13 protein-coding genes are annotated in these 12570 nt (G+C 42.4%); 11 read left to right on the top strand and 2 right to left on the bottom strand.

Annotated elements, in window-relative coordinates:
- Positions 1–82 precede the first annotated feature (82 nt).
- The 5 genes from CL667_10605 to CL667_10585 all read left to right on the top strand — a co-directional run bounded on the left by CL667_10605 (position 83) and on the right by CL667_10585 (position 4414).
- Positions 83–868 carry a hypothetical protein gene (locus CL667_10605; protein MAL18152.1) on the top strand — a complete coding sequence of 262 codons (786 nt, stop codon included), beginning with the start codon at positions 83–85 and terminating at the stop codon, positions 866–868.
- Between the two features lie 101 nt (positions 869–969).
- Complete coding sequence (locus CL667_10600) at positions 970–1434, top strand: XRE family transcriptional regulator (GenBank protein ID MAL18151.1); 465 nt, start codon at positions 970–972, stop codon at positions 1432–1434.
- Positions 1425–2021 (top strand): cell filamentation protein Fic, encoded by a 597-nt coding sequence (locus CL667_10595; protein ID MAL18150.1) that lies wholly within the window; start codon positions 1425–1427, stop codon positions 2019–2021. The genes CL667_10600 and CL667_10595 overlap by 10 nt, the downstream gene beginning before the upstream one ends.
- 79 nt (positions 2022–2100) lie before the next feature.
- Positions 2101–3708 carry a peptide chain release factor 3 gene (locus CL667_10590; GenBank protein MAL18149.1) on the top strand — a complete coding sequence of 536 codons (1608 nt, stop codon included), beginning with the start codon at positions 2101–2103 and terminating at the stop codon, positions 3706–3708.
- Positions 3709–3775: 67 nt separating this feature from the next.
- Positions 3776–4414, top strand: coding sequence for a hypothetical protein (locus CL667_10585; protein ID MAL18148.1), 639 nt, complete (start codon positions 3776–3778; stop codon positions 4412–4414).
- A gap of 81 nt (positions 4415–4495) precedes the next feature.
- On the opposite strand, the gene CL667_10580 is transcribed toward CL667_10585, so the two are convergent.
- Positions 4496–5284, bottom strand: a complete 789-nt coding sequence (locus tag CL667_10580; GenBank protein ID MAL18147.1) for a peptidase — start codon at positions 5282–5284, stop codon at positions 4496–4498.
- 135 nt (positions 5285–5419) lie between these two features.
- Between CL667_10580 and CL667_10575 the strand changes: the two genes are divergently transcribed.
- The 3 genes from CL667_10575 to CL667_10565 all read left to right on the top strand — a co-directional run bounded on the left by CL667_10575 (position 5420) and on the right by CL667_10565 (position 9748).
- Entirely contained in the window at positions 5420–6505 is a 1086-nt protein-coding gene (locus CL667_10575) for a DNA polymerase IV (GenBank protein ID MAL18146.1), read from the top strand.
- Between the two features lie 53 nt (positions 6506–6558).
- On the top strand, positions 6559–8880 hold the full coding sequence (locus CL667_10570; protein ID MAL18145.1) for a hypothetical protein: 2322 nt from the start codon (positions 6559–6561) through the stop codon (positions 8878–8880).
- A gap of 79 nt (positions 8881–8959) precedes the next feature.
- Positions 8960–9748, top strand: a complete 789-nt coding sequence (locus tag CL667_10565) for a hypothetical protein (GenBank protein ID MAL18144.1) — start codon at positions 8960–8962, stop codon at positions 9746–9748.
- 38 nt (positions 9749–9786) lie between these two features.
- Here the strand turns inward: CL667_10565 and CL667_10560 are convergent, their stop codons facing one another.
- Positions 9787–10191 (bottom strand): four helix bundle protein, encoded by a 405-nt coding sequence (locus CL667_10560; protein MAL18143.1) that lies wholly within the window; start codon positions 10189–10191, stop codon positions 9787–9789.
- 173 nt (positions 10192–10364) lie between these two features.
- Here CL667_10560 and CL667_10555 point away from each other — a divergent pair, with 173 nt between their 5' ends.
- The 3 genes from CL667_10555 to CL667_10545 all read left to right on the top strand — a co-directional run bounded on the left by CL667_10555 (position 10365) and on the right by CL667_10545 (position 12522).
- On the top strand, positions 10365–11201 hold the full coding sequence (locus CL667_10555; GenBank protein MAL18142.1) for an enoyl-ACP reductase: 837 nt from the start codon (positions 10365–10367) through the stop codon (positions 11199–11201).
- Positions 11202–11204: 3 nt separating this feature from the next.
- Positions 11205–11783, top strand: a complete 579-nt coding sequence (locus CL667_10550) for a crossover junction endodeoxyribonuclease RuvC (GenBank protein MAL18141.1) — start codon at positions 11205–11207, stop codon at positions 11781–11783.
- Between the two features lie 142 nt (positions 11784–11925).
- Positions 11926–12522, top strand: a complete 597-nt coding sequence (locus CL667_10545) for a Holliday junction branch migration protein RuvA (GenBank protein ID MAL18140.1) — start codon at positions 11926–11928, stop codon at positions 12520–12522.
- Positions 12523–12570: the final 48 nt, after the last annotated feature.

The following is a 12570-nucleotide window of genomic DNA, read 5'->3' as shown; positions in this document are numbered from 1 at the left end:
TGTTTCCATACCTCTTCAATACAACCTAAATTTCCTATTTAACTCTTTTTAGTTACATTCTTGAAAACCAGAGAGGTTCAAGATGTCGAGAGCTATCTATTTACTTCCTATTTTACTTTTTTTTTCGGGGTGTTTAATCACCAATAGTTTTGAATGTGCCCTTCCCTTTTCCGGGTATGAAAGGGCGGGATATTTCTCAACCACGCCTGTGCCTGTCCAAACCATTTCGGTGGGTGATACCGTCTTTTTTGATGTCGATGCATACTGGAGCTACGGTTATGAGTGTGAAGAAGAGTATGGTACCGAACCTCATTTAACAACCTTCATAACCAATTCTGAAAATGTCGAGTTTTACAGACAGGAAAATCACGTTTTTATGATTGGTCAAAGGCCTGGAGATTTTACCGCCACCATCGTTGGTAGTGCTTACATGACAAGAAATACGAACATGGACTCCTATTCAGTTTTCCTTCCCATTAATATTAGCGTGATTTCGGAACCTATAGAAAGAGGCCGGCAACGGGTGGTTTTCCCGCCAACGGGCAGAATTGATGGCGTTCAAATTTTGAATGTAGATACAAAGTTCCCTCGGGTCCAACTTATGGCTTCATATTCACCTGAAGTTGAGATCAATAGTTACAGAGATTTTAATGCCTTCTGGACCTTAACCCCAAGCCTTGATCCTGAAATCATTCCTGAAAGTAAGTTTACCTATAACCTCAGAGACCACGGCGGATCAGATAACAAGCATTACTTTGTGCCCGACGACTCGCTGCGTGAAATCTATCATGGCTATGTGGAAGTTCAGGCTGGTGGGAGAATTTATGGCCGAACCTTCACTCTTGATTTAAGTTCTTATCTGAATTAACAAATTAATCTCATTCCTAATATAAGCCTATAGACTGATATTAAGTTTTAATTTTAATATTACTATATTAAATATATTATTCTAAATAAGGCTATAGACTTATGAATAAATCGAAAAACCACATCCTCGCCAAACAGTTAGATCGTAAATTTGCTCAAATTGATCCTCTTAACACACTTGAGGCTTCAAAAAGTGGATGGGTGCATCAAATCCGAAAGGCGTTGAACATGTCTTTAAGGCAATTGGGTGATCGGCTGGGAATTACCCCACAGAGTACCAAAGACTTAGAGACCCGGGAAGCTAACGGCTCCGTCACTTTAAAGACCATGGAAGATTTTGGGCGTGCTCTTGAATTAAAATTTGTTTACGGTTTTGTCCCCATCGATAAGAATATTGAAGCCATGATTGAAGAGCGGGCAATGGCAAAGGCTAAAGAAATTGTACAGCGTACCTCTCACTCCATGAGATTAGAAGATCAGGAAAGATCTGAGGAACAACAGGAGCAAGCGATTAAGGAAAGAGCACAATCCATTAAAAATGAAATGCCGCGCTACCTATGGGATTAACCTTTGACTATATAACGAACCAAGACATTCTTACTGAAGAGGATCAGGATGGGTTACTCATTCCATCCATCTCAACTCTTGAAGAACTCAAAGAGTTTGAGCACCTGAATATCGAAAAGGCAGTGGAATGGTCTTTGAAAAGACGATTTAATCTAAAGACCGTTTTCTCTGAAGACTTCATTAAAACCCTTCACAAAAAAATGTTCAGTGATGTATGGAAATGGGCTGGAACATTTCGCACCACGAATACAGGCAGCGGGGTTGATAAACTTGAAATCCACACAGAACTTCGGTCACTTATAGAAGACACTCTTCATTGGATCATCAACAAAACGTATGATCCGGATGAAATAGCACTTCGGTTTCAAAGCAGACTGGTTTCCATTCATTGTTTCCCAAGTGGAAATAGCCGTCACTCCCGGTTGATAGCGGATATCATTATAACTCACATATTTAAGAAGCCTGTCTTCAGCTGGGGGCGCAACTTAACCGCCGATAATAAAATAATTAGAGAGAAATACGCTCAAGCTCAACAAGAGGCAGGTCATGGTGACTTCTCGTTGTTAATTGAATTTGCCCGGTCTTAGTTATTCCTGGCCTTCAGCACTACAAACTTCACTTAAAAGGCCGTATCTTTAAGGCTTAATCAAGCAGTCAGAAAACACTATGAGCACGGCCACAGCCGAATCACAAATTACCAAAGAGGCGAAGAAGAGACGTACCTTCGCAATTATTTCTCACCCGGATGCCGGGAAAACAACCCTCACTGAAAAGCTTCTTTTATATGGCGGAGCTTTGCATGAGGCTGGATCTATTCGTGCTCGAAAAGCAACACGTCATGCCGCATCTGACTGGATGTCTATAGAGCAGGAGCGTGGTATTTCTGTGACTTCTTCCGTACTTCGTTTTGAAAAAGATGGCATCAAATACAACCTATTGGATACTCCGGGTCACAAAGACTTTTCTGAAGATACGCTCCGAACTCTGGTAGCGGCTGACTCCGGCCTTATGGTTATTGACGTTGCCAAAGGCGTAGAGGAACAGACCGAAAAACTATTTGAAGTATGTAAGCTCCGTGAAGTTCCGGTTATCACCTTTGTGAATAAATGTGACCGCCCCGGCATGGAGCCACTCGAGATTCTAAGTAACATTGAGAATAAGCTAGGCATTGAAGCCGTACCGGCAAGCTGGCCGATGGGCTATGGCCAAAAATTTCAGGGTATCTATGATGTGATCAACAATGAAGTTCACATGTACCAAAAAACGGATCATGGTGCTAAAAAGGCCGTTACTGCCGTAATGAGTGTTGAAGAAGCCATCGAAGCCTCTTCTCTTTCCCCGGTCGAAAAAGAAGCCTTCCAGGAAGAGGTAATGCTGATTGAAGACATGTACGAAAACATGGATCGTGAAGCTTATGCTTCCGGAAAAGTAACTCCGGTATTTTTTGGCTCGGCGCTGCATAATTTTGGGCTGGATGTTTTTCTAACCTATTTCCACCAGTTGGCTCCGCATCCTCAACAGTACAAAACACCGGAAGGATTGGCTCGGGATTTAAATGATGGATTTTCCGGCTTCATCTTTAAGATGCAGGCCAACATGAATCCTGATCATAGAGATTGTGCAGCTTTCATCCGTGTGGCTTCAGGGAAGTTTGAACGAGGTCAACAGGTAACCATCGCTGGATTGGGTAAAAAAATCAAAATGTCTACTCCCCATACTTTAATGGGAGATGACCGCCAGCTTATGGAAGATGCTTACCCCGGTGATATCGTCTCGATTTTCAATCCCGGTTCATTCCGAATTGGAACTACGATTTTTGAGAAGAATGAAGTCAAATTCGATGTAATCCCTCTTTTTACGCCTGAGCATTTTCAGAAAGTAGCGACTAAAGATCCATTCAAAAGAAAACAGTTACGCGAAGGATTACGACAGCTTTCAGAGGAAGGTGTGGTTCATGTATTTGAAGTGCCAAATGGTGTTGGAAATGAGCTTCTCCTTGGTACAGTTGGGGTGTTGCAGTTTGAAGTTGTGGAACACCGCATGCAGTCAGAATATGGAGTGGAGTTAATTAAAACTCCGGTTTCTTATCACTGTGCCCGCTGGCTGCCCAACAATAATGATGAAGTTATTGAAAAGCTTGATGCCAGTTATTCCACCCACGTCACTAAGGATATGGAGGAAAACCCGATTGTACTTTTTGATTCCCAGTATGCGCTAAGCCAGGGGGAAGAGAAAGTCGGGACAGAGAATCTGTTTAAGTTCAAGCAAGGGTAAGAACTTCGAACAAGGAACACTGAATTTCGAAGGTTGAACTTTCTATGTTTTTTTTATCCTGAAAAATATGCTTCGGAAAACGCTCTTAATCTATATTATTTCAGTAGCTTTGCTCGCATTGCTTTCAATTTCCTGCAATTTAACGGGGGATGATTGTGGTCCTTTTAAGGACAAGTTTAAGGTTGTCAATTTCGATGTTGAATTAGAAAATGTTTCAATCTCTTCTTCACTTGGCGAGTTACAAATCGCCCATTCCGCTTTGCAAACAGATACCGTTAAAGTAGCTGAATTTGGCATAAGCCTCTTTCCTGTTTCCGAGTACTATTCACTTAACACTTCGCCTCGCCGTTCGTTTTCGTTCTTTTCAAAAGCCTATGCTTGCTCTCCTCCCATTCCTGTTTCGGAAGAAATTATCACTAATATTAAGATATCCAGTAACCGAGACTACAACTCCAACTTCAGCGCGGGAGATGATTTATCCGAATTATTTGACGTAATGGTCTTTTATCGGGGCGAGGGCTACGAAGCTTACAGCCTGAATGAATTTATCTCCTCCAACCCTTCCGTTCCGGATGAGTTGTTTTTGATTCCATCATCTACCCCGGAAACTACCCAACCCATTACTTTTACGATTCAATACTACCAGGATGGAATTGACCTCGACTACTTTGAGAGTACAACCAAACCTGTGGTTATTACTCCATAGCCTTAAAAAGACTTCATAAAAAAAGAACGCCCACCACAGAAGGGCAAGCGTTCAAAGTCTTTTGTTCCTTGTTGGATCTTCTTACTGCGATTTTCCTCCATTAGCTTGAAGGTCAGCAATGCAGTTTGCATCCAGCGGAGCAATCTCTCCACCAAAGAAATCACCAAATACGCCAGCATTTTCCATGGCGTAGTACATCAAGCAGCTGTCGTTATCACAGTGTCTTCCGTTTTCGGTATCCTGATGGTTCGTCTGCATTTCAGTTCCTGATCCGGGAATATTTACCAGCCCGAATAAGTGACCAAATTCATGCCGGAAAGAAATAGACTCTGTTAACCGCCTGGAAGGCTGATTGAGTCCGCCGCTTACCTCGTCATACGTTGCACCAAAAAATGCATTTGAGGTATTGAAGTATGCAATCCCAAGCACGTTGCTCTGTTCATACTCACCGTCTACAATAATCATATAAGCTTTAAGTGTGGTTCCTTCTGTGTATTCGTCACGGTGTTCCTCCTCAAGATCTCTTACTTCGTCGGCAGTGTAAGATGACTGACCAACAGCAGGAATCTCGGTCGGCGTATTAATGGTTACGGACTGCTTGTTTAGCCTTTGTTCAAAAAAGGCTTTCAGGCTATCGAGTGCCTCGGCATTTGGTTCATAGCCCTGCATGTAATCAATCTCTACTTCGAGGCTTGTAAAGGTTTCATTAGAGAGAAAGTCATTCGCTGAGGCGCCGGGGTTTTCTACATGTGAATATAGAATTTGGTCATCCCCGTCAGATCCTGTTGAATTATCTGAACAACTCACTCCCAAAAAGGCCGTGGTCAAGATTATTAAACTGAGTACTAAAAACTTTGATCGAAATATCATTTTGATTTTTGTTTGCTTCAAATTCACCTAATTAAATGGCTAGCATGGAGTTATTGTTCCATAAAATCTCAATCGTTTGGGCTTGCCCTCTATATTCCCGCTTTTTAAAATGAATGCATATGTGTAATTTATGTTATGGAATCAAAATTTCCCATTCGCAAAATTATCCATGTTGATATGGATGCGTTTTACGCAGCGGTAGAGCAGCGGGATAATCCTGATTTGCGAGGAAAACCTGTTATCGTTGGCGGCTCTCCCAGCGGGCGGGGTGTTGTAGCTACTGCAAGTTATGAGGCACGAAAATTTGGTGTCCATTCAGCCATGCCTGCTTCACAAGCTATCCGCTTATGTCCGCACGGTATTTTTGTAAAAGCGAATTTTGATGCTTACAAAAAAGCCTCCCAGCAAATCCGGGAAATATTTTTTGATTACACTGATTTGGTGGAACCTCTTTCTATGGATGAGGCCTTTCTGGATGTCACAGACAATCATAAAGATATTCCCTCGGCCACGCTTATTGCGAAAGAAATCAGAGAAAAAATATTTGAGGAAACGCAGCTTACTGCCTCGGCCGGTATTGCTCACAACAAGTTTTTAGCAAAGGTGGCTTCCGACATCAACAAACCGAATGGAATGGCGCTTATCACTCCGGAGAAAGCCGAGGCCTTTTTGGAAGAGCTCAACATCAAACAGTTTTTTGGTGTCGGGAAAGCTACTCAGAAAAAGATGCATGCGGTTGGCATTAAAACCGGAGCTGATTTAAAAGAATGGAGTGAAATTGACCTGGTGAAAGCCTTCGGGAAATCGGGGCGGTTCTACTATCGTATTGTGCGGGGAATTGATAATCGGGAAGTGAGGCCGCATCGCGTTCGAAAATCATATGGGAAAGAGCGGACCTTTTCTGATGACATCGATAGCCTGGAATGGATTAATAACTTTTTGGATGAATTAGCTCAAACCATTTCAGAAGGAATGAAGAAAATTAACGCTGCTGGAAAAACCATCACCCTGAAAGTTCGCTACAAAAATTTTGACACCATCACCCGCAGCTATTCTCTGCCTCACTATACAAATCGATATCGGGATATTATGGAAGTAACCCGTAAATTGATGGAAGAAACTGAAGTGGGGAGCCGGCCGGTTCGCCTTTTAGGTATCACCTTATCGAATTTGAACCTGAACGAAAACACGGTCTTTGAGCAGTTAGAACTTCCACTTTAATAAAGTCTATTTTAATACCTGTTTCTGGCAGCAACCACACATCCATTTGATACATGAAAAAGTTCAATCTGCTTTTTTTATTTAGTTTTTTCTTTGTCCTACAGGGTTTTGCTCAGAACGATATCGACTGGGTTTTTGACGACTCCTCGCTGCCGGAAATTTATATAGTGATTGACCAAGATTCACTAGATCAGCTTTTTGAGCCGGAAGGCTGGTACAGTGACCACGAATATCCCGCTACTTTTATTTTTAAGAGAGATGCTGAAATTGATACCGTTGATAACATCGGATTCAGGATTAGAGGTAATACCTCCAGAGCATCACAGAAAAAATCCTTCAAGGTATCTTTTAACACTTTTGTTGACGGAAGGGAATATCACGGCCTGGATAAAATGAATTTGAATGGCGAACATAATGATCCTTCCATTATCCGAAGTAAACTTAGCTGGGATCTTTTTGATGAGGTCGGCATCCCGGCTTCCCGATCAAATCATTTCAAGGTGTATATCAATGGTGAATATTACGGGCTATACATCAACATAGAGCATATTGACGATGAGTTTGTACAGGATCGATTTGGGGGTGAAGAAGGCAACCTCTACAAATGCCTCTATCCCGCCGATCTTACATATCGCGGACCCAATGGAGACGACTATAAATTTGAGGCAGATGGCCGCCGAGCTTATGAACTCAAAACTAATACGGAGGAAGATGACTACTCCGACCTCGCCTCTTTGATCAGCTTTTTTGAAAATGCTTCCGATAGCAAATTCGAAAAAGAAGTAGAAGATCACATTAATGTTGATGGTGTGCTGAGGTGGATGGCTGTCGACATTTTAACCGGAAGCTGGGACGACTATCTATTTAATAAGAACAATTTCTACCTCTATAATAACCCGGAAACCAACCGCTTTGAATTTATTCCCTACGATTATGACAACAGCTTCGGTATTTGGTGGGATGGTATTTATCCCGGTATAGATTGGGGAACCAGAAATGTTTTGAATTGGGGACATCCGGATCAGTCGCGACCTCTTTCCGAACGTATTCTTTCTGTTGATAAGTACAGCAATCGGCTACAGTTTTACATCAACGAATTAATCGAGGGCACTTTCAATGAGACTGAAATGTTCTCTGAAATCGACCGAATTAAAGCTCTCACTGAGGACGCTGCAGAAGAAGACCACTACCGCACGCTTGACTATGGCTACACCACCGAAGACTATCACAATTCTTTTGAGGAAGCGCTGGGTAATCATGTAACCTATGGCATCAAACCGTATATCACGACTCGGATCAATTCCGCTATGCAGCAGCTTTCTGTAAGCAATATTGAGCCTGTAATTAAGGATGTTAATTTTGAAGTAAGCACTGCTACAGGTGGCTTTCGGTTAAGCGTCTCAGCAGAAGTAGTGGATGAGGATGTTCCTGAAATTGAAGTTTTTATTGAAGAATCAGATCAATCATTCACGCTGTCCGCAGGAACGAGCTCTTCTTCATTAAAAACGTACAGCGGCTCTATAATTCTGGATGAGAATATTGGAGATTTCTCTTTCTATATGATGGCTGAAGATGAACAAGCGCTCTCCTCACGATACCCAAACAACAGCGATCGATTTTTGAACTATGAATTTCTTGCCTCTAAAAACAGCCTGCTGATCAACGAGTTTCTAACCGATAATGAAACCGGCATTCAAGACGAGAGCGATTCTTTTGAGGATTGGGTTGAGCTGTATAACCCGACTGAAAACAGCATTTCACTTTCGGATTATTTTTTGACGGATGATTTTGACGATCCAACCAAATGGGCCTTTCCGGATACTTCGATTCCTGCCGGTGGACATTTGTTAATCTGGGCTGATAATGATGAGGAAGAAGGACTGCTTCACACTAACTTTGGCTTGGATAATGAGGGTGAACAGCTTGGCCTGTATTTTCAGGAGGATGCAGAATTCTTTGTGGTGGATAGCCTCAGCTTCGGAGCCCTTGCCGATGATATTTCTTATGGCCGCAAAACAGATGGCGATGATGAGTGGGTTACTTTTGAAATCCCAACGCCCGGCTCAGCAAATCTTGTTTCTACTTCAAAGGAAACCGAAATCAATCATCCTGAAAATGTAGTTTTATATCAGAACTACCCGAACCCGTTTAACCCCGTCACCACCATTTCATACCAGTTAAATACAACTTCAAATGTTCAAATAACCATTTTTTCTATCGACGGAAAGCTGGTTCAAACACTGGTAAATGAACAAAAGCCGGCCGGCCTTCATACCATTGAATTAAACGGCGTTTCTCTGGCAAGCGGAACTTATTTATATAGGCTCACAACTCCGAATCTAACGATTACACGAAAACTCGTTCTTTTAAAGTAACTCGCTCTTGATAAATAAAGCTTGCTTAAAGCAAGATGTTTACTATTTTTCCGTTGGGTACAAATAACAAAACAAACATATGGCTTATAAAATCAAGTTGAGAGTAACCACTCTACTAGTAATTCAGCTTTTATTCCTCGTTTCTATTGCGAGTGCACAAGACAAGACCTCAGACATTCAGGATAGGTCGAAAGACATGTTTCAGGAAATGAATACCGGAGAGCTCACTCTTCGGTTTGTCAACGCACTTACTGGTGAGTATGTGCCGGGAGCAAGTGTTTTAATAAACGGAGAAGAGAAGTTTTCTGATTATGAAGGGAAAGTGCTTTTTAAACCTTCGATAGAAAACGGTCAGGTTCCGGTAGTTTTTGAGAAGGAAGGGTTTATCACCGCAAGGTTTGACATTGAATTGATGGTTGGCACTATATTTCAGAACCGAATTTCTGTTTCTCCAGATTTACAACCCGGATCAATTCGAATAGTATTGGACTGGTCAGATAGTCCTCGTGATCTCGATGCCCACCTTATTAAAGAGGGGGGATATCATATCTCGTATCGCAACAAAAAGTCCAGTGATGACGGAAAGGCTAAACTGGATCGCGATGACCGTAATGGTAATGGACCGGAAACGATCACCGTTAAGCAGGTTGACCAAGGGGATATATATACCTACAAAGTTCTGAATTACAGTGACCGCAGAAATGAAAATTCAATGGCCCTCGCGAACGCATCGAGAGCTACCATTCGCATTTATGGCGACAACCAGCTGCTAGGGACCTACCGAATTAACGACGAACGTTTTGGAACGGAGTGGACCGTATTCCAAATTAAAAACGGCCGTATACAGCCCGTTGATACTGTAGAGTAAGTTTTTAGTGATGAAGTGAGGAATGATAAAGTAGTTTGTTAGAGCTTATGAGCTTTTCTTCTGTCGTTGATCATGCTCAATAAAAGCTTGATTATCTTCGTCATCAGCCGAATTCTTTTAGAGGCTGTCTCATCGGATAAAAGATGTCTGCTTTTGAAGTACCAGTCCCTTGTTTCTCTTGCTGAACCCAATGCAATTTCATAAAAGCGAGCCTTCTCCTTATTAGAAATTCTTGAATACCCTTCTACTATATTCGCACTAACAGAACCTGAGGATCTGTATAGCTGATCTGCTAAAGAATAATACCTTTCAGCTATTATCTTTTGTGAGTCGAACCAGCTTACATCTGACAAGTATAGCGCCAACTTGTAGCCTTCCATTTTCCAAACCACATCATTTTTGATATCAGGATGTACAGATTTCTCCCATTCGCTATAGTTCATTGCATCTTTTTTATTTCTGTAAGAGCAACTTCAGAGGTATTCCTTACAAATAATCTATAAATAACTCACTTATCACCCGTTACTTCATCACTTTATCAACTCACAACTATCATTTTACCCAGATAATCGTGAATTTCCCATGATCACAATCAACTTAAAGAAATTGACAGAAAATGAGTGACGGTTACGGATTACTAAAAGGAAAAAAAGGAATCATTTTTGGTGCGCTCGACGATCGCAGTATCGCCTGGAGAATAGCACTGGCTTGTAAAAGGGAAGGAGCTGACTTTGTGCTTTCTAACGCTCCTGTTGCCCTCCGCCTTGGTGCACTCGACGCCCTTGGTGAAGAAACAGGCGCCCCCATCATTCCTTGTGATGTAACAAAGGATGACGAGATTGAGGACTTAATGGCTCAGACAAAAGAGCATTTAGGTGGAGTCGACTTTATCCTTCACGCCATTGGGATGTCGCCGAATGTCCGCAAGAAGCAAGAATATACCGACCTCAACTACCACTGGCTGCAGCAAACACTGGATATTTCAGCGATTTCGTTGCACCGTGTTCTTCACCATGCTGAAAAAGCAGAAATCCTGAATGACGGCGGAAGTGTTGTGGCTCTTTCCTATATCGGAGCTCAGCGTATTTTCTCTAAATATTCAGACATGAATGACGCAAAGGCGCTGCTTGAAAGTATTGCTCGTAACTATGGCAGCCGATTAGCAGATCGTGGCATTCGTGTAAACACGGTTTCTCAGGCTCCAACGAAAACTTCTGCCGGAACGGGAATCAAAGGGTTTGATGGCATGTATACTTTTGCCGATATGATTGCTCCGATGGGAAATCCGTCTGCAGATGAATGTGCCGACTACTGCGTTACATTATTCTCTGACCTTACCCGAAAAGTGACTATGCAGAATCTCTTCCATGATGGTGGGTTTGTGAACTCCGGAATCTCTGAAGAAATGATTAACGACTTAGCGAAAGTTTACGGCGATAAAAACGAAGAATAATATATGCCTGACATCATTCTCGGTATCGATCCTGGCTCCCGAAACACCGGCTATGCCCTGTTGACGGAAAAAGGCGGAAAGCTAATCGCATTACGGTGTGATGTTATCCGCCTTGCCGATATCGATGACCATGCTGAGCGGTTACAGGTTATTTTTGATCGGATTTCGGGTATCATTAAATCTAATCAGCCTACATCTTGTGCTGTTGAGACGCCTATTTATGGAGTCGATCCGATGGCCATGCTAAAGCTTGGGCGGGCACAGGCCGCTGCCATGCTGGCTATAAAAAACTCCGGCCGGGATGTGACCGAGTATTTTCCTAAGGTTGTGAAGAAGTCTATCACTGGAAACGGGAATGCCAGCAAAGAACAAGTCGCTTTTATGCTAAATAAAATGGTGAAGCTTCCTGATGAAAAGTTATCGAATGATGCCACAGATGCATTGGCTGTTGCCTGGTGTCACCTGATGAAAGGGCAGGGGATTCCCGGTTCATCTCCAACAAAGAAAACGCACCAGAATAACAAGAAGGGTGACTGGGCTAGTTTTGTGGCAGATAATCCTGACCGCATTAAGGGAATTTAGCTGGCAGTACACATATATTCAGCTTAGTAATACATCCAGATCCCTGCCTTCGCGGGGATGACTTTGAACAACTAAACTTTTTTTAACTGTCATTCCCGCGAAAGCGGGAATCTAATTGAAGGCTTAAGAGACATTGTAGATTATGATCGCATTTTTAAAAGGCTACATCGAAGAAAAAAAGGAAGGGATTGTGATTCTGGATGTGCAAGGTGTAGGATATCGGGTTGAGATTTCTTCTATCACACAAGAGCAACTCGAAAGCGCCGGTTCAGAAGTAAAGTTGCTTACTTATCACCACATTACCGATAGTGACGAGCGCCTGTTTGGCTTTTTCTCCTCTGATGAAAAGGCGTTGTTTGAAAAACTCATAACTGTAAAAGGAGTGGGGCCAAAATTAGGACTTACTATTTTATCCGGCCTTCCTGCTGATCAGTTGATTGGCGCCATCACCGGCTCTGATACGGCTACCTTATCTAAAGTGCCGGGCATTGGGAAGAAAACAGCTGAACGTATTATCGTAGAGCTGAAAGATAAGCTTGCTGAATATGCTGCATCTGTAGGTGTTACGCCAACCGGTTCTCAGGAAGCAAGCGTTTCCGGGGAAGCTATTTCTGCTCTGGAATCACTGGGGTTCAAGAAGAAAGAATCCGAGCAGGCAGTAATGAAAGCCATGAGAGATTCAGGAAGTGATGACTCTTCCGTTATCATTAAGAAGGCGCTAGCTAGCTTGAATAAATGATCTTATCGCCATGCTGAACTTGATTTAGTATCTGAGAAAGACTTTAAG

Origin of the sequence: Balneola sp. (assembly GCA_002694685.1) — a bacterium.
Lineage (GTDB): Bacteria > Bacteroidota > Rhodothermia > Balneolales > Balneolaceae > Gracilimonas.
Note: the sequence above shows the minus strand (reverse complement) of the source record. Positions and strands in the feature narration are given on the sequence as shown.

Coding starts and splice junctions, on each gene's coding strand:
- CL667_10605 (MAL18152.1), top strand. CDS start 83: ATGTCGAGAGCTATCTATTTACTTCCTATTTTACTTTTTTTTTCGGGG.
- CL667_10600 (MAL18151.1), top strand. CDS start 970: ATGAATAAATCGAAAAACCACATCCTCGCCAAACAGTTAGATCGTAAA.
- CL667_10595 (MAL18150.1), top strand. CDS start 1,425: ATGGGATTAACCTTTGACTATATAACGAACCAAGACATTCTTACTGAA.
- CL667_10590 (MAL18149.1), top strand. CDS start 2,101: ATGAGCACGGCCACAGCCGAATCACAAATTACCAAAGAGGCGAAGAAG.
- CL667_10585 (MAL18148.1), top strand. CDS start 3,776: ATGCTTCGGAAAACGCTCTTAATCTATATTATTTCAGTAGCTTTGCTC.
- CL667_10580 (MAL18147.1), bottom strand. CDS start 5,284: ATGATATTTCGATCAAAGTTTTTAGTACTCAGTTTAATAATCTTGACC.
- CL667_10575 (MAL18146.1), top strand. CDS start 5,420: ATGGAATCAAAATTTCCCATTCGCAAAATTATCCATGTTGATATGGAT.
- CL667_10570 (MAL18145.1), top strand. CDS start 6,559: ATGAAAAAGTTCAATCTGCTTTTTTTATTTAGTTTTTTCTTTGTCCTA.
- CL667_10565 (MAL18144.1), top strand. CDS start 8,960: ATGGCTTATAAAATCAAGTTGAGAGTAACCACTCTACTAGTAATTCAG.
- CL667_10560 (MAL18143.1), bottom strand. CDS start 10,191: ATGAACTATAGCGAATGGGAGAAATCTGTACATCCTGATATCAAAAAT.
- CL667_10555 (MAL18142.1), top strand. CDS start 10,365: ATGAGTGACGGTTACGGATTACTAAAAGGAAAAAAAGGAATCATTTTT.
- CL667_10550 (MAL18141.1), top strand. CDS start 11,205: ATGCCTGACATCATTCTCGGTATCGATCCTGGCTCCCGAAACACCGGC.
- CL667_10545 (MAL18140.1), top strand. CDS start 11,926: ATGATCGCATTTTTAAAAGGCTACATCGAAGAAAAAAAGGAAGGGATT.